The sequence below is a fragment of the Streptomyces platensis genome (genome assembly GCF_008704855.1).
In the GTDB taxonomy this organism is placed as follows: Bacteria; Actinomycetota; Actinomycetes; order Streptomycetales; family Streptomycetaceae; genus Streptomyces; species Streptomyces platensis.
The window spans coordinates 7,918,007-7,933,148 of record NZ_CP023691.1 but is presented as its reverse complement, the minus strand read 5'-3'; the positions used below and the strand labels follow the sequence as shown (position 1 = coordinate 7,933,148).

Sequence of the window (15,142 nt, the reverse complement as noted above, 5' to 3'; positions counted from 1 at the left end):
CCGCCGCACACCCGCGGCGTTGTCGTCTCCCGCGACGGGAATCTCCGGGTCACGCCGTCCGTTGAGCGGCACAGGACCCTTCCATCCGCAGGAGGCAGTGCGTGTACGGCGACCCCAGCACGATCCGCAGGATCCTGACCGAGCTCGGCGACACCTGGGCGGTCGTGGGCCTGTCCAACAACGAGCAGCGCCCGGCGCACGGCGTCGCGGAGGTGCTCCAGCGCTACGGCAAGCGGATCGTGCCGGTGCATCCGAAGGCCGAGCCCGTCCATGGTGAGCAGGGGTATCCCTCGCTCTCCGCGATCCCCTTCCCGGTCGATGTGGTCGATGTCTTCGTCAACAGCGAGCTGGCGGGCCCGGTCGCCGATGAGGCCGTGACGGTCGGGGCGAAGGCCGTGTGGTTCCAGCTCGGAGTGGTCGACGAAGCGGCCTGGGACCGGGTGCGCGACTCGGGTCTGGACATGGTGATGGACCGCTGTCCGGCGATCGAACTGCCGCGTCTGGGCTGAGCGGGGGCGCGGCGGGCGTCCGTACGGGAGCGTGACGCGAGCCGCCGTCCGTCGGGGACGTGACGCGAGCCCGCCGTCCCGTACGGAACGGCCGGGCGCGCGGTGGTCAGGCGATTCCCAGTCCGTCCAGGACCGTTGCGCCGGGCAGTTCGGCCAGCGCCTTGCCGGGCACGATGAGCTTGCCGCGGCGGCTGCCGCTGCCGATCAGGGCGTAGGGGGTGTCGACGACGGCGGCGTCCACGAACAGCGGCCAGTCTGCGGGCAGGCCGATCGGGGTGATCCCGCCGTACTCCATCCCGCTGTCGCCGACCGCCTTGTCCATCGGCGCGAACGACGCCTTGCGAGCGCCCAGTTGACGACGCACCACCCCGTTGACGTCGACGCGGGTGTGCGAGAGGACGACGCAGGCGGCCAGGGTGGTCTCGCCGCCGCGCTTGCCGGCCACCACCACACAGTTCGCCGACTGCTCCAGGAGCCAGGGGCCGTGGCGCTCGACGAGCAGCGCGGTGTCCGCGATCGCCGGATCCGTGTCGACGTGGCGCAGCTCCTCGACGGGCACGGAGCCGCCCCAGGCACGGATCGCGGCGGCAACAGGCTCGGGCAGCAGGTCCAGGCACTCGACAGCGGGCCGGACTTCGTCAAAGGCATCCATCGGGACGGGCATGCCCGCCAAGCTAACAGCCGGGGCGGCCCGGTGGCGGGCCGTCTCAGCGGACGGGCGGGATGATCACCGACATGGTCATCTCGACCGGTTCCGTGCCGTCGTTGCGATAGCCGTGCGCGACCTTGGCCTCGAAGGTCGCCGAGGCACCGGCGGTCACCTCGTGCTCCGCGCCGTCCACGACCAGCGTCAGCGTGCCGGCCCGGACATGCAGCAGTTCGACGGTGCCCGGGGGATGTGGATCGGAGGTGCTGCTGTCGCCGGGCATCAGCCGCCAGTCCCACAGCTCGTACGGTCCTGGTGCCTCGGCGCCTACCAGGAGCGAGGTGAAGCTGCCGGCGTCGGTGGACCAGAGCCGGACCGCCTCCTGCGGGGCCACGATGCGTACCTGCGGGCCCTGTTCGTAGTCGAGGAGCGTGGTGATGCTGACGCCGAGCGCGTCGGCGATCTTGACAGTGGTCCCCACGCTGGGGTTCGTACGGGCCTGCTCAATCTGGATGATCATGCCGCGGCTGACACCGGCGCGGGCCGCCAGCGCGTCGAGGGTGAAGCCGCGCTCGGCGCGCCAGTGCTTGAGATTGCGGGCGAGCGACTGCGTGAGCTGGTCGAGATCCGTCACGGTCCATCCAAGTCGAGGCCAATATATTCGATACCCCAGTACAGTCTGCTGCACTACGGTGTGCTGTACTTCAGCGTCCGGTTCACTGTACTGCGAGGTTTCACCATGACAGCGGTCTTCGCCCTGGCCACCAGCCTTCTCTGGGGGCTCGCCGACTTCGGCGGCGGACTGCTCACCCGACGGCTCCAGGCGCTGACCGTAGTGGTGGTCTCCCAGGCCCTGGCCGCCGTCGCACTGGGCGCCATCGTGCTGGCCACCGGCGGCTGGCGGGAGGCCGGACCGCAGCTGTGGTTCGCGGTCGGAGCGGGTGTCGTCGGCCCCGCTGCCATGCTCTGCTTCTACCGCGCGCTGGCGCTCGGCCCGATGGGCGTGGTCTCCCCGCTCGCGTCCTTCGGCAGCGTGCTGGTCCCGCTCGGCGTCGGGATCGTGGCGGGTGAGCGGCCGGGCCTGTTCCAGGTCACCGGCATGCTGGTGGCCGTGGTCGGTGTCGTGCTGGCCGGCGGCCCGCGGATCAGCGGCGCCTCCGTGGCCCGCCGGACGATCGCACTGACGGTGATCTCGGCGTTCGGCTTCGGCGCGGTGATGGCGCTGATCTCGGAGGCGTCGACGACCGTGACCGGGCTCTTTCTCGCCCTGTTCGTGCAGCGGCTGTGCAATGTCGCCGTCGGCGGCGTCGCGCTGTACGCGTCGGTGCGGCGCGGCACTCCGGCCCTGCCCGACGGCGGACTCCCGGCCCTCCGGGACGCGCTGCCCGCACTCGGCTTCGTCGGTATCGCGGATGTCGCCGCCAACGGCACCTACGCGCTCGCCGCTCAGAGCGGACCGGTCACCATGGCGGCGGTGCTCGCCTCCCTCTACCCGGTCGTCACCACGCTCGCCGCACTCGGCATCCTCAAGGAGCGGCTGCGGGCGATCCAGACGGCCGGCGCCTCCCTCGCACTGGTCGGCTCGGCCCTGCTCGCCTCCGGCGGCTGACCTCGGCCGGGCCGGCAGCAGTACGCCGCACCTGAGGCCAGGTCAGGACGCCTCATACGTCTCGAGACCGGGTCAGGACGTCTCGTACGTCTCGCCGGCCTCCGCCGCCTGCCACTCCTCCAGCACGACCAGCTGCTCCGGGGTGACGCCCTCGGGGATCGGTACCGGCGCGGGGGTGCGCAGCGGCGGCTGCCAGCCCTGCCGGGCGTCCCAGCGGCGGACGATCCGGGCGGGCGCACCGGCGACCACCGCGTGATCGGGGACCTCACCCCGCACCACCGCACCGGCCGCGACCACCACATTCCGGCCCAGCCGCGCGCCGGGCAGGATCACCGCACCCGTCCCGATCCAGCTGCCGGGGCCGATGACGACCGGTTCGCTGCGCGGCCACTGCTTGCCGACCGGCACCTCGGGGTCGTCATAACTGTGGTTGGTGGTGGTGACATAGACACCGGGGCCGAAGAAGCAGTCATCGCCGATCGTCAGCCGGACATCGGCGATCACATGGCTGCCGCGGCCCAGCACCACACCATTTCCCAGCGTGAGGATCGGCTCCGCACCGAGATCGAGGTCCGGCATCATGCCCGCCGTCAGCGTCACGTCCTGGGCGATGATGCAGTGGTCGCCGAGCTCGATCCACGGGTCGCCGAAGACCGTGCCCTGCGGGTAGGCGAGCCGGGTGCCGGTGCCGATCCGGCGGAAGCGGTAGGGGCCCGGGCGCTCGGCCGTCACGGCCGCGGTCTCGCGCACCCAGCGCGCGCCACGGTGGACGGCGCGCGATACGGCCCGGCGCCGCCAGGCCGCGACAGACGAGAACACGTTCTGGTTTATCGGCACCCGCACACCGTACTCAGCCCGCGCCCGGAAGGCCCCGCCACGGGCTGTGATCTTCGCCCCACCGGCGTCCGGCACCGCCCGGCACCGCGCCCGTCGTCTACGGTGCTGTCGGCGCGACGCAGCACGACGAGGAGGTCCAGGATGACGGCACGGGCGTTGATTTCAGCGGTGGGCGGCAAGGAACCGAAGGTCGATCACAAGGCGTTCACGGCCCCGACGTCCGTCGTGCTCGGCGAGGTCACGATGGCTCCGGGCAGCAGCGTCTGGTACCACACGGTGCTGCGGGCGGACTGCGGCCCGATCGTGCTCGGTGCCGACAGCAACATCCAGGACAACTGCACGGTCCATGTGGATCCCGGCTTCCCGGTGACCGTCGGCGCGCGGGTCTCGGTCGGGCACAACGCGGTGCTGCACGGCTGCACCGTCGAGGACGATGTCCTGATCGGCATGGGTGCCACGGTGCTGAACGGCGCGCACATCGGCGAAGGCTCGCTGGTCGCCGCGCAGGCGCTGGTCCCCCAGGGGATGCAGGTCCCGCCCGGTTCGCTGGTCGCCGGGGTGCCGGCGAAGGTCAAACGGCCGCTGACCGACGAGGAGCGCGAGACCATCAAGCTCAATGCGGTCATGTACCTGGAGTTGGCGGCACAGCACCGGGAAGCGGTCGCGGGCGCCGAGGACTGAGCCGGGCCACGCCGACCGTGCGGGGTCCGGCCGCCGCGGCGCGGGCCGTGGGACGGGCCCGCGCCGCGGCCGGCGGCTCAGCGCCGGGTGGCGGCGGCGACGGTCAGCGCGGAGGACAGCAGCTCGGCGTCGAACAGGGTGGCGTCCGCCAGGCGGTTGACGTTGGTGTAGGCGTTCAGCATCAGCTTCGCGGTCCGCAGAGCCGAGGGGGAACGGCGGACCAGCGGCTTGATCCACTGCGTGACGGCACGGTCGAGCTGCTCCTCCGGGACGACCTTGTGCAGGATGGACAGCTCCTGCGCGGTGGTGGCGTCGAAGGTGTCGGCGGTCAATATCAGCTCACGGATCCTCGCCGTACCCACCTCGTGCAGCAGCCGCGGCATGATGCCGCCCCAGGCGGGCGGCACCCCCAGCCCCAGCTCCGGCAGCCGGAAGCGGCAGGTGTCCGCGCCGACCCGCAGATCGCAGAAGACCGCCAGCCCCACACCGGCCCCGACCACCCCGCCGTGCAGCCGCGCGATGGTCACCGCGTCGGTGCTCGCCAGGGCATCGCACACCCGGCGCGCCTTGTTCCCCAGGGCGCGCAGCCCCACTCCACTGGGGTCCTCGGCGAGCAGTGCGGGGAATTCCGCGCGGTCACCGCCCAGACAGAAGTCCTCGCCCGCGCCGGAGAAGACCAGGACCCTGATACCGGAGTCGTCGTCCAGGGCACCCAGTACGGCGAGGAGCTCGTCGAGCATCTCACCGGAGAGGGCGTTTCCGGTCTCGGCGCTGTTCAACCGCACCGTGAGGACGGGCCCTTCCTGTGTCACGAGGAGGGACTTGAAGTCGTGGATCATGGGGTTCCTTGTTTCCTTGTTCCGCTGTGCGGGAGACCGGTGCCCGCCGATGTCAGCCACGGACGACCGGAAGTGTGATCATGCGGCGGAAGGCCACCCGCGGCTCCCAGACGGGCGGAGCGCTGATCCGCAGCCCCGGCAGCCGCTCCAGCAGCCCGGTGAGCAGGCAGTCCGCCTCCATACGGGCCAGCGCGTTGCCCAGGCAGTAGTGAATTCCCCCGCCGAAGGCGAGCTGGGACGCCCGACGGTGGATGTCGAAGTCCTCCGGGGCGGCGTAGTGGTTCGGGTCGTGATGGGCGGCGCCGACCATGAGCTGCACCATCTCGTTCTTGCGGACGGTCACCCCGGCGAGTTCGGTGTCCTCGGGAGCCACCCGGCTGATCATATGGATCGGGGCGTCGTAGCGGAGCACCTCGTCGACCGCGTCCGGTATCTGCTCGGGGTGGGCTCGCAGCCAGTTCAGCTGGCGGGGGTGCTCCAGGAGCAGCCGGACCGCACTCGACAGGACATGTGCGGTCGTCTCCAGCGCGGCCAGGACCATGAACAGCGTGAGGGCGTAGACGGCCTCGTCGGCGGCGTCCCGGTCGGGTTCCTGTGCGTCCCAGACGCGCAGCCACGAGGAAACCGGATCATCACCCGGTTTTCGCCTTCGTTCACTCACCAGGGCAGTGAAATACTCCCGCAATTGGTGGGTCGATTCATCGGAGAGGGCGAGTTGACTCGGCGTCGGAAACAATTCCTGGGTGTACACCTGGTCATGGGTGAGCGAACGCAAAAGCCCATAGTCGGCGGGCGGAACCTTCAGCCATTCGCCGATGGTGATCACCGGAAGTTCTTCACTGACCAGGGCGCAGAAATCAGCCTGGCCGTACACGAGTTCCTCTTCGAAACGATCGAGCAGCCGGCTCGTCGTCTGCTCGACCGAACTCTTCATGTCGGCCAGGGATTTACGGTCGAAAACATTGCCCAACGAGCGCCGCACCCGCGTGTGGTGCGGTGGGTTGAGCATCGGCAGCGTGTCGCCCATCTGGCGTGACGCGGAGGCGTTCCAGCGGGCCACATCGTCCTGGCGGGCCCGCCAGGCGCTGTCCGGGACCCGCCAGGATCTACTTCGCAAAAGCTGATGGCACAGCCCGTACGAGGTCGCCAAGTAGCCTCCCCAGGGCGCCTGAACGATATCCCCCATCGCCCTGAGTTTCGCGTACAACGGCAAGGAATTCGACTGGCCATCGGCCGTGCGCAGACGGGAGAAAAGCGAAACCACACTGCGCCGGTCAATGGGGGCAGCGGCCAGGGCGGGCTGCAAGGCGACACCTTCTTTCGGAAGATCACTGAATAAGTCGCCTGCCCTGCATACCCCTACTGCCGAACGTTCATGCGACGCACGGACATTCAAGCTGTCGTGAACATCACACCCGCCACCAACTGAGGAATCCGCTCCACCAGCTTCCCTTTTGCGGCTTGTTCTGCTGCCCCTGGTTACGGGCATCCCCGCCCGGACCGGCCGCCGCGCCGGACTGCGGGCCCCGCCGCTCGCTGCGTACGGGAGTGAAGCGCGCAGGCAGCGCGTTGAGCGCCCGGTGGAACGGGCCGGGCCGCCAGGTCAGCGTCTCGGCCGGGGCGCCCAGCTCGATGTCGGGCAGCGTGTTCAGCAGCTTCTCGATCGCCCGTATGGAGATCAGCAGCGCGGGATCCTTCGCCGGGCAGGCATGCGGCCCGGCTCCCCAGGCCAGATGGGCCCGCTTGCTGAACGTCTGCCGGGTCGCGGACAGGCTGGGGTCACCATTGGCCGCCGCGAAGCTGACCAGCACCGGGGTTCCGGCTGCCAGCTTGTTCCCGGAGAGTTCCACCTCGTGCACCGGGTAGTGGGTGGCGTAGTTGGCGATCGGCGGGCTGTTCCACAGCACCTCGTTGATGGCGTCCTCGACAAGGAGGTCGCCACCGCCGGCCGCGAACTGCTCGTCGGACAGCAGCAGCCGCAGGGCGTTGGCGATGAGGTTCTGTACCGGCTCGGTGCCGGCCCCGATGAGCAGGGCGAGCTGATGCACCATCTCCTCGTCCGACAGCCGCGACGGGTGCTGCATCAGCCAGGAGGTGATGTCCTCGCCCGGCGTGACGCGCTTCAGAGCGACCAGCTCGAACAGGGCCCCCGCCATGACCTCGTTGGCCCGCTCCGCATCGATCCCGTCGAAGAGGTTGGAGATGGCGCTGATCAGCCGGTCACCGATCTCCGCCGGGCAGCCGAAAAGATCGTTGAAGACCAGCAGCGGCAGCAGCTGCGCATAGTCGCTGATCAGGTCGGCCTTGCCACGGGCACTGAACTGGTCGGTGAGGTACGCCGCGACGCGGTCGACATGCCTGCTCACCCGGTGCATGTCCAGGCGCCCGAAGCTATCCGTCACTGCCTGACGCAGCCTCAGATGGTCTGCACCGTCCGAGAACATGCAATTCGGCCGGTACATCATCATCGGCAGCACGGGGCTGTCCATCGGAACGCGTCCCTCGTTCAGCGCGCGCCAGCGGCGGGAATCGCGCGCAAACGTGTCCGGGTTCTGAAGGACATGGAGCGCCGTGGCGTACTCCGTGACGAGTTCGGCCTCCACTCCCGGAGCCAGCTCGACGGGCGCGGTGGGGCCGTACTGCCGCAGCATGTCGTAGAAAGCGTCCGGCGCGGCGGCGAACTCCGGCCCGTGCAGGGGCGCCCTTTCGCCGCCGGCGTGCGCGGGGCAGCCGGGCGGCGGGCTCTGGAATTCCGAGTGAGATTGCATGCCTGAACTCCTAGTTGAGGCGGGACTGGAGATATCGGACGAGTGCGATCAGCGAATCCGCCGAGGAACGTTGGTCCCGTGCGTCACAACTGACCACAGGCGTCTCGGGAAGCAGGTCCAGAGCCTCCCGGATCTCGTCGAGCGAGTGCGAGGGCGTGCCGTCGAAGCGGTTCACGGCGATGGCGTAGGGGATTCCGTAGTGTTCCACCAGGTCCATGACAGGGAACGACTCGTCGAGCCGCTCGGGGTCGACCAGGACCAGCGCCCCGAGCGCACCACGCGTCATGTCTTCCCACACCTGAACGAAGCGCTGCTGGCCGGGCGTTCCGAACAGATAGAGGACCAGCTTCTCGCTGAGCGTGAGCCGGCCGAAGTCCATGGCGACCGTGGTCGTGGTCTTGTGGGGCGCGCCTTTCGGGTCGTCAATTCCGGCGCCCGCCTGGGTCATTATCTCTTCGGTCCGCAGCGGCGGAATCTCGGACATGGTCCCGATGAATGTCGTCTTCCCCACGGCGAAGTGTCCGACCACGAGGATCTTTGCCGCGGTCTGCACTGAATTGCGCAGGTACACACCGTCATCCAAAGCGAGCCTGGAGCCCATTCAGCACCTCCTCTAGGATTTGCCGGTCGACCAGCTGAGCAGTAGGTATGGGCGCGCGAGAGAAGAGATATCCCTCGCGCGCGAGATCGGACACCAGAATCTTGACGACGCCCACCGGGAGCCGGGTGTGCCCGGCTATCTCGGCGATCGAGAGAAACCCCCCCGAACACAGCTCCAGCAGGCTGAGCTTCTCCGGATCGAGGGGTTTCGTGCGGGGCGGATCCGCGTGCACGGTGACCAGGGTGATCAGCGAGAAGTCACTGCCGTCAAGAAGATCGCGGCCGTTGGTGATGACGTACGGCCGTACTAATTCCGCTGCTTCGTGTTCCAGCTCCGGCTCGTCGTCAGTGGTCATGGCTGGATATCAGCCCTCTCACGAGGCGGACTGGTCAATGCCTTACCGAGCTGGCCCACCAGCTGTTGCATACGGAACGTGATCTCTGCCATGTCGACATCGGGCGACGCCGAAACCGCGAGATAGGCGCCTTCGCCGGCCGAGATCAGAAAGACCCAGCCATGGTCGAACTCAACGAGTGTTTGCCGCCATTGCGGCCGATTGGCGGTTGCGCCACCGAGGCAGAAGTCGGCGACCGTACGGCTCAGCGACTGCATTCCGCTCATGGCTGCGGCGACTGTATCGGCGTGGTCCCGGCCGACATCCTTCGAACGGGCCATGAGCAGACCGTCCGCGGAGACGAGGATGGCATGCTGTGCTTCCGGCAATTCCAGAGCACTGTCAAGCATCCACGACAGATCGTAGTTCACTGAACCTCAGGCCCTTCACTGCTTGCATTGGTGGAACGTCGGCCGGACTGCGTGCCGCGCTGGAATGCGCCCATGACGGACGCCGCCCTTGCGCTGTCACGCACCGGGGTTTCCGTACTCTCGGATTCGGTCGGCACAATGGAAATCGCCCCGCGGCGGCGGCGCTTCGGCAGACCGCCGGCCGTGGTCTCGGGAACCGGTCGGGCACCGGCCGGCTGTCCCGGAGGCGGCGGTCCCGGAGCCGGGGGGCCGGCCGGCGGGTATCCGGGTATGGCCGACGCCGGGGCGCCATGGGCCGGGTGACCAGGGGCGTTCTCAGGCGGCAACGGAGCGGACGCGGCCACGACAGGGCTCTCCTCGGGCTCGTGCAGAGACGTCAGTAGATCGTCGGGGAGCAGGACGACCGCGCGCACGCCACCATAGGGAGAGGTCGAATCCACCGATACGGTGAAGCCGTAGCGGGCGGCGAGCACACCCATGACCGTGAATCCGAACTGCGGTGGATTACCGAGGCTGGAGACACTGGCCGCATTCTCGCTCGACAGCAGCTGAGCGGCTCGTGACTTCTCCTCCTCGTTCATACCGACACCGGCGTCGTCGACGATGATGCAGACACCCTTGGGCACCGGCCGGATATTGATCTCGATCATCGTTTCCGGCGCCGAATAGCTGGTGGCGTTGTCCAGCAGTTCGGCAAGCACCAGCGCAACCGGTTCCACCGCGCGGCTCACGATGGCGACATTGCTCTGCGACCGGATCTCGACGCGGGTGAAATGGCGAATTCGACCCTTGGCGCTGCGGACCACATCGTAGAGCGAGGCGTTGTTCCGGCGCCGGCCGAGCCAGCCGTCACAGAGCACGGCGATGGACTGGGCCCGTCGCGCGAACTGCGAGTTCATGTGGTCGATGTCGAGCAGATCCTGAAGGATCTTGTGCTCGCCATACGTGTCCTGAAGCTTGGAAATCGCCAGCTGCTGTTCGCTCGCCAGCCCCTGGAGGGTCCGCATGGCGGACTTCAGGGTCGTCTTCGTAGCCTCTTCGGCCCGGTCCTTGGCCTCTTCGACGGCCTCCGTGTAGTGATCTTCAAGATTGGCGTAGTGCTGCTTGAGCTCCGCCTTTTCTTTTCGGAGATCCGCGATCTTCATTCTGCCGCGAATAACCGCGGTGGCAGCAACAGGGGTACCAGCGATCAATCCCCAGAAAGCTGGATCCTGGAAATATTGCGTCATAGGACTCTCTTCGGATGACGGATCCACCAGGTGTCGTATGCCTGGCTGTGACGTAGAGAATCACCCACGGCCCCAGACATACGTGTACGGCCGCGCACAGTCGCCTGCCAGAAAGCCATCGAAGGGCCGGCTAATGGCATAGTTCTCCCCGGGGTGGCGGTTTTCTTAGGCCAATGCGCGGAATTTCTTTCTTGCCTTAGCAGGTGACTACCCGGTTGGCAAGTGCGATGATCTTAGCATCACAGCAACACCCGCCGTCCAACGGCGATCTGCGCACTTGCAGCATCTGAAGCAGATTCAACAAAGGCCCAGATTGGGTTCATTGGGCACTGATGCCGGTCCTGGCGGCGCAACCGGTCCGCCCGCTTCCTGACGGACCGTTGATGCGCTGCCCCTGCTGCCATCGCGAACGCAACGTGCAACAGCGGTCAGCAAAGGTCAGCGATGGGGCGCGTCATGGACATAGGTGATCTCGCCGCCGCGGACCCGTACGACCCGTACGGTCATGTCCCGGTCGGTGCCCCGCAGATAGTGGGCCGTGCAGTGGGTCCGGGCCCCCATGACGGCCCGCAGGTCCTTCGCGCAGTCGACCGAGCGCGGTCCCCTGGGGATCACCGGAAGCGACAGATGGCCCGAGATCGAGTGGGCGATCTCGTCGCGCGGGACGGCATCGGACGTCCCGTCCACCTCACTGGTCGCGTCCCGGTCCGTCAGCCATCGGCTGCCCGCCGTGAAGCTGCCTGCCAGCAGAGCCGTACCGGCCAGCAGCAGGCCGACAGCTCGCAGATTCCGCACAGTTCTCCTTCCCGTGGGCACCACACGGACACCGGCCGTGCCCACGGGCCGGGTCACGGGCAATTCTTGCCGGTGGCCCGGTTCCGGCAACAGGAGCCCCCACCGTGCGCCCGGCCGGCCGACGGTGCGTCACGCGGACGGTACGGGGCCCCGCATCCGCCGGCTGATCCAGTGCAGCGACTCGGCCATCCGCCGGATGTAGGTGTGCCCGCTGTGCACGCCGTCCGGTATCTCGAAGAGCGTGGAGTGGACCGGTCCGCCGGTGTAGTCCCTGATGAAGCGCTTCACATCGGGCGCCGCCGCCTCCTTGCTCCCGAGCTCGAAGGCGAGATAGACCGGCAGGTCCTTGCGCGCGGCCAGCCTCCGGGCCAGGTGGCGTGGGTCGTTGGCGCGCATCTCGGCCGGGTGTCCCTGCCACAGCGGTGAATCCGGCGCGGTATCAGGCCCGTTGACGACGGCCGCCTTGAACTTCTGGGGTTCTTTCAGGACGGCCTTCAGCGCGGCGAAGCCACCGGACGAGGAGCCCATGAAGGCCCAGCCGTCACGGCTGTCGTACGTACGGAAGTTGGCCCGCGCGAAGTCCGGTACGTCCTCGGTCAGCCAGGTGCCCATCTTGGGCTGCCCGGGGATGTCGCTGCCGTCGTAGTACGTCCGGCACGGATTGAGCACCGGCATCACGACGATGAACGGCAGCGTCCGGCCCTGCCGCGACCACTTCGCGATCCGCTCCTCCAGCGCGAAGGCGTCCCCCGCCCAGTAGTTGAACGGAAAGCCGTAGGCGCCGGGCAGCGCGATCAGCACCGGGAAGCCGCTCTTGGCGTAGCGCGCCTGGTGGTACTCCGGCGGCACCCAGGCCCATATGGCGCCGGTGAAACCGGACTTGCGGCCGTGCCACTTCGTCGTGACGACCCGGCTCCCGCCCCCGGTCGGACGGAACGCGGTGAAGGTAGAGCGCGGTCCGCGGGGCGGCACCACCCGCGGCTGTCCGTTGCGGGCGTCCGCGGCATGGGCCGCCGGCTGCGGCTCGCCGGAGGGGTGGACGGTGCCGCCGCCGCAGCCGGCCACCAGCCCCAGAGCCGCCACACTCACCACAAGGCTGACGCGCAGGCACTTCATCGGGACGTTCTCCTTGGCTTCTTGGCCGGCCGCGGGCAGTCACGCTGCCACCAAGCCGCCGGTCGCAAGACATCACCTCAAGATCGCCCGCGGCGCCCCCGATGCCGCCTCCGGCCACCCTGACCTGGTGGTCCGCGCGCGCGGCCCCGCGCAACGACGCACCGGCACGTCAAGTACACCGGCCGGGTTTCCCTCGTTCGATGAGGCCACGGGTTGTTTACCGGTCGGTCGGTTCTGGCAAGGTGGGTTTCCAATTCCGAAGGGCGCGGCGCTGTGCCGTGGTTGGGGATGACCGATGACCGCGAGGGCCGATCGCCGGCCGCTGCCCGGCGTAGTGGGGCGGGCCGTTGAGCACGAGCTGGTGTCCGGGCTGCTGGGCAGCGCGCCGCTCGTGACGCTCACCGGAGCCGCGGGAGTGGGCAAGAGCGTGCTGGCCCGCGCCGTCCTGGAGGAGCACACCGCCCGGCACGACGGCACGGTCCTCCGTGTCGGCTGCTGGGACGGTCTGCCCGAGGGCGGGCTGACGGCGGCGCTGCTCCGGGCGGCGCGGCCGGCGGACAGCGCCCGCCAGGACACCACGGCGGCGCTCGTCCGGCGGGCCGCCCCGCCCCGCGTCGGCGAACCGGTGCACGGCCTGATGGGACCGGCGGAGGCCCCAACAGGGCGCGCTCCGGCGGACGATACGGCGATGGCCGCGCTCGCCGCGCACTGCCGGCGGTCTCGCGCGACCGTGCTGCTGGACGACTGCGATCCGCTGCGCGACGAGTGCGCCCAGCTCGTACGCCGGCTGCTGCGGGCCGATCCCACACTGCGCATCGTGGCGACCGCACGGGGTGCGCTCGGGCTGCCCGAGGAGCGGACCGTCGCCATCGCGCCGCTTCCGGTGACGCTGGGCGAGGGGATCGCCGGGCCGGCCGTCGAGCTGCTGGCCACGCGGGCCGGGGCCGCCACGCCGGAGCTGCTGATCGCCGTGTGCCAGGCGCTGGAGGGCTCGCCGCTGGCGATCGCGCTGGCCGCGCAGCAGCTGGACCGGATGTCGTTGCCGCAGCTCGCGGCGCAGGTGGGGTCGGACGGTCCGCTGTTCTACTCAGGGCCGGCGGCGACCGTGCGGCACACCTCGCTCTACGCCGCGCAGGCCGCGGGCTACGCCCTCTGCTCGCCCCTCGACCGGCGGGTCTGGGCGCGGCTCTCGGTGCTGCCCGGCGACTTCGATCCCTGGCTCGCCAGTTGCGTCTGTTCCAGCTGTGACGTTCCTGCGGCCGCGGTCGAGGGCGCCCTGGAACGGCTGCTCACCGCCTCGGTCGTGGAGCGCGTACGGGACGCGGGGGGCACGCAGGAGGACACCGGGACGGCGCTGCCGCCGCGCTACCGACTCCCCCGCGCCGCCCGGGACTTCGGGCGGACGCAGCTGCGTGAGGCGGGCGAGGAGGCCGCGGCGCTGCGGCGGTTCCGGCAGGCCTGCGCGGCGCTCGCGGCCGAGGCCCAGATCGCCTGGCAGGGCCCCCATCAGCAGGTCGCCGTACGTCTGGTGGAGGACGAACAGGCCAACCTCGACGCGGCGCTGACCCGGCCCCCGCAGGACGCGGAGGACGCGCTCGGCGCGCTGGAGATCGCGGTGTCGCTGTGGTTCCACTGGGCGGCCTGCGGCTTCCGCCGCGAGGGGCGGGCGCATCTGGACCGGTTGCTGCTGCTCTCCCGGGACGACACCGCGCTGCGGGCCCGCGCGCTGTGGCTGGCCGGATATCTCGCGGCGCAGGAGCACGCACTCGGCGCAGCGGAGGCGCTGCTCGACGAGGCGTGGACGGCGGCCGTGATGCATGCGGACTCCGACGGGCTGGCCCGTATCGCGCATGCGCACGGAGTGCTGGCGCTGTACCGGGGGAACACCGCGGCGGCGGTGGCCTGTCTGGAGGAGGCGGCCCGGCACCGCTCCCGGGACCCGTGGTTCGGCCCGGGGCCGGCCCACAGCTGGGCGCTGCTCGCCGTCGCCCTGTCGTCCCCCGACCCGGAGCGGGCCCGGGACGCGGCCCGTCGCGCCTGGGAGAGCCGGCACTCGGACGGCGATTTCTGGCTGTATTCGACGGTCCTCTATGCCTGTGCGGCGACCGAGCGCGCCCATGGGGAGCCGGCGGCGGCGCTCCGGGCCTGCCATGCGGCGCTGGCGGCCAAAAAGCTCATCGGTGACCCGCTGTTCATCGCCGGGGCCCACGATCTGCTGACCGGTCTGCCACGTGAGGTGCGCGACGGGGAGCCGCCGCCGGACCATGACGAGGAGGCCCCGTGGTGGCGGCCCGGCGGACCGGACGTACCGCCCCAGCCGTTCTTCTCACGGCTGCGGACGGGGCCATGAAGGCCGGGGAGCCGTGGCTGCCCCAAAGGCGGACACGGTAGGTGACGAGCCCGTCGCGCTCGGGATGCGGGGGCGGCGGGACGGTCGCATGCTGGGGCGTATGAAGCGTGCCCCCGTGATCGTGCATCCGCCCTGCACCGGCGGTCGCCGTGTGACGCTTTACGGACAGGATCTGGGACGGGCGCTGCGCCCCGGTGACGTGGCCGCGATCCTGCGCCGGGCCGGTTTCTGCGCCACCACCTTCGTCTGGGACGACACCGGCGTCTTCGAATGGCGCGACGGCGGACCCGACGTCTGGCTGATGCCCTGACGCGATGCCCGTCCCTGAGCGGACCGAACGGGCATCGCCTGTAGGTGAGTTGCCGTACCCGGGCGTTCAACTACCGGTGTTCACCCG

At 69.6% G+C, this 15,142-nt stretch carries 17 protein-coding genes; 5 read left to right on the top strand and 12 right to left on the bottom strand.

Translation table 11 applies throughout. The features are described 5' to 3' along the window. Nucleotides 1-101: 101 nt before the first annotated feature. Complete coding sequence (locus CP981_RS35030) at nucleotides 102-509, top strand: CoA-binding protein (protein ID WP_085922182.1); 408 nt, start codon at nucleotides 102-104, stop codon at nucleotides 507-509. Nucleotides 510-615: 106 nt separating this feature from the next. Here CP981_RS35030 and CP981_RS35025 read toward each other — a convergent pair whose 3' ends face one another. Both CP981_RS35025 and CP981_RS35020 read right to left on the bottom strand, forming a co-directional pair. Further along, nucleotides 616-1,173 carry a YbaK/EbsC family protein gene (locus tag CP981_RS35025; RefSeq protein WP_167536183.1) on the bottom strand — a complete coding sequence of 186 codons (558 nt, stop codon included), beginning with the start codon at nucleotides 1,171-1,173 and terminating at the stop codon, nucleotides 616-618. Between the two features lie 43 nt (nucleotides 1,174-1,216). Beyond that, nucleotides 1,217-1,789: a helix-turn-helix domain-containing protein gene (locus CP981_RS35020; RefSeq protein ID WP_085922183.1), complete on the bottom strand. Its 573-nt coding sequence runs from the start codon at nucleotides 1,787-1,789 to the stop codon at nucleotides 1,217-1,219. A 105-nt stretch (nucleotides 1,790-1,894) separates the two neighbouring features. Here CP981_RS35020 and CP981_RS35015 point away from each other — a divergent pair, with 105 nt between their 5' ends. Further along, nucleotides 1,895-2,764 carry a DMT family transporter gene (locus CP981_RS35015; protein WP_085922431.1) on the top strand — a complete coding sequence of 290 codons (870 nt, stop codon included), beginning with the start codon at nucleotides 1,895-1,897 and terminating at the stop codon, nucleotides 2,762-2,764. A gap of 72 nt (nucleotides 2,765-2,836) precedes the next feature. On the opposite strand, the gene CP981_RS35010 is transcribed toward CP981_RS35015, so the two are convergent. Beyond that, on the bottom strand, nucleotides 2,837-3,601 hold the full coding sequence (locus CP981_RS35010; protein ID WP_208853025.1) for an acyltransferase: 765 nt from the start codon (nucleotides 3,599-3,601) through the stop codon (nucleotides 2,837-2,839). A gap of 141 nt (nucleotides 3,602-3,742) precedes the next feature. On the opposite strand from CP981_RS35010, the gene CP981_RS35005 reads away from it, so the two are divergent. Beyond that, nucleotides 3,743-4,282, top strand: a complete 540-nt coding sequence (locus CP981_RS35005; protein ID WP_085922184.1) for a gamma carbonic anhydrase family protein — start codon at nucleotides 3,743-3,745, stop codon at nucleotides 4,280-4,282. Nucleotides 4,283-4,359: 77 nt separating this feature from the next. On the opposite strand, the gene CP981_RS35000 is transcribed toward CP981_RS35005, so the two are convergent. The 9 genes from CP981_RS35000 to CP981_RS34960 all read right to left on the bottom strand — a co-directional run bounded on the left by CP981_RS35000 (nucleotide 4,360) and on the right by CP981_RS34960 (nucleotide 12,395). Then, complete coding sequence (locus tag CP981_RS35000) at nucleotides 4,360-5,121, bottom strand: enoyl-CoA hydratase/isomerase family protein (RefSeq protein ID WP_085922185.1); 762 nt, start codon at nucleotides 5,119-5,121, stop codon at nucleotides 4,360-4,362. 52 nt (nucleotides 5,122-5,173) lie between these two features. Then, nucleotides 5,174-6,307 carry a cytochrome P450 gene (locus CP981_RS34995; protein ID WP_244329935.1) on the bottom strand — a complete coding sequence of 378 codons (1,134 nt, stop codon included), beginning with the start codon at nucleotides 6,305-6,307 and terminating at the stop codon, nucleotides 5,174-5,176. Between the two features lie 223 nt (nucleotides 6,308-6,530). Then, the gene (locus CP981_RS34990) at nucleotides 6,531-7,889 is read right to left on the bottom strand and encodes a cytochrome P450 (protein WP_085922187.1); all 1,359 of its coding nucleotides are present in this window, start codon (nucleotides 7,887-7,889) and stop codon (nucleotides 6,531-6,533) included. Between the two features lie 10 nt (nucleotides 7,890-7,899). Beyond that, nucleotides 7,900-8,490, bottom strand: coding sequence for a GTP-binding protein (locus tag CP981_RS34985; RefSeq protein WP_085922188.1), 591 nt, complete (start codon nucleotides 8,488-8,490; stop codon nucleotides 7,900-7,902). Then, nucleotides 8,465-8,845: a DUF742 domain-containing protein gene (locus CP981_RS34980; protein ID WP_042158149.1), complete on the bottom strand. Its 381-nt coding sequence runs from the start codon at nucleotides 8,843-8,845 to the stop codon at nucleotides 8,465-8,467. The genes CP981_RS34985 and CP981_RS34980 overlap by 26 nt, the downstream gene beginning before the upstream one ends. Continuing rightward, nucleotides 8,842-9,255 carry a roadblock/LC7 domain-containing protein gene (locus tag CP981_RS34975; RefSeq protein ID WP_085922189.1) on the bottom strand — a complete coding sequence of 138 codons (414 nt, stop codon included), beginning with the start codon at nucleotides 9,253-9,255 and terminating at the stop codon, nucleotides 8,842-8,844. Before CP981_RS34975 ends, CP981_RS34980 begins: the two co-directional genes overlap by 4 nt. Then, nucleotides 9,252-10,484 carry an ATP-binding protein gene (locus CP981_RS34970; protein ID WP_085922190.1) on the bottom strand — a complete coding sequence of 411 codons (1,233 nt, stop codon included), beginning with the start codon at nucleotides 10,482-10,484 and terminating at the stop codon, nucleotides 9,252-9,254. Before CP981_RS34970 ends, CP981_RS34975 begins: the two co-directional genes overlap by 4 nt. A 438-nt stretch (nucleotides 10,485-10,922) precedes the next feature. Continuing rightward, a complete protein-coding gene (locus tag CP981_RS34965; protein WP_085922191.1) occupies nucleotides 10,923-11,279 on the bottom strand; it encodes a DUF4333 domain-containing protein in 357 nt (118 codons plus the stop codon). A 129-nt stretch (nucleotides 11,280-11,408) separates the two neighbouring features. Further along, the gene (locus CP981_RS34960) at nucleotides 11,409-12,395 is read right to left on the bottom strand and encodes an alpha/beta hydrolase (protein WP_085922192.1); all 987 of its coding nucleotides are present in this window, start codon (nucleotides 12,393-12,395) and stop codon (nucleotides 11,409-11,411) included. A gap of 295 nt (nucleotides 12,396-12,690) precedes the next feature. Between CP981_RS34960 and CP981_RS34955 the strand changes: the two genes are divergently transcribed. Both CP981_RS34955 and CP981_RS34950 read left to right on the top strand, forming a co-directional pair. Further along, nucleotides 12,691-14,745 (top strand): ATP-binding protein, encoded by a 2,055-nt coding sequence (locus tag CP981_RS34955; RefSeq protein WP_107429474.1) that lies wholly within the window; start codon nucleotides 12,691-12,693, stop codon nucleotides 14,743-14,745. A gap of 100 nt (nucleotides 14,746-14,845) precedes the next feature. Continuing rightward, a complete protein-coding gene (locus CP981_RS34950; protein WP_167536182.1) occupies nucleotides 14,846-15,055 on the top strand; it encodes a hypothetical protein in 210 nt (69 codons plus the stop codon). Nucleotides 15,056-15,142: the final 87 nt, after the last annotated feature.

Coding starts and splice junctions, on each gene's coding strand:
- CP981_RS34990 (WP_085922187.1), bottom strand. CDS start 7,889: ATGCAATCTCACTCGGAATTCCAGAGCCCGCCGCCCGGCTGCCCCGCG.
- CP981_RS34955 (WP_107429474.1), top strand. CDS start 12,691: ATGACCGCGAGGGCCGATCGCCGGCCGCTGCCCGGCGTAGTGGGGCGG.
- CP981_RS34980 (WP_042158149.1), bottom strand. CDS start 8,845: ATGACCACTGACGACGAGCCGGAGCTGGAACACGAAGCAGCGGAATTA.
- CP981_RS35015 (WP_085922431.1), top strand. CDS start 1,895: ATGACAGCGGTCTTCGCCCTGGCCACCAGCCTTCTCTGGGGGCTCGCC.
- CP981_RS34970 (WP_085922190.1), bottom strand. CDS start 10,484: ATGACGCAATATTTCCAGGATCCAGCTTTCTGGGGATTGATCGCTGGT.
- CP981_RS34960 (WP_085922192.1), bottom strand. CDS start 12,395: ATGAAGTGCCTGCGCGTCAGCCTTGTGGTGAGTGTGGCGGCTCTGGGG.
- CP981_RS34950 (WP_167536182.1), top strand. CDS start 14,846: ATGAAGCGTGCCCCCGTGATCGTGCATCCGCCCTGCACCGGCGGTCGC.
- CP981_RS34985 (WP_085922188.1), bottom strand. CDS start 8,490: ATGGGCTCCAGGCTCGCTTTGGATGACGGTGTGTACCTGCGCAATTCA.
- CP981_RS35025 (WP_167536183.1), bottom strand. CDS start 1,173: ATGCCCGTCCCGATGGATGCCTTTGACGAAGTCCGGCCCGCTGTCGAG.
- CP981_RS35005 (WP_085922184.1), top strand. CDS start 3,743: ATGACGGCACGGGCGTTGATTTCAGCGGTGGGCGGCAAGGAACCGAAG.
- CP981_RS34995 (WP_244329935.1), bottom strand. CDS start 6,307: ATGGGGGATATCGTTCAGGCGCCCTGGGGAGGCTACTTGGCGACCTCG.
- CP981_RS35000 (WP_085922185.1), bottom strand. CDS start 5,121: ATGATCCACGACTTCAAGTCCCTCCTCGTGACACAGGAAGGGCCCGTC.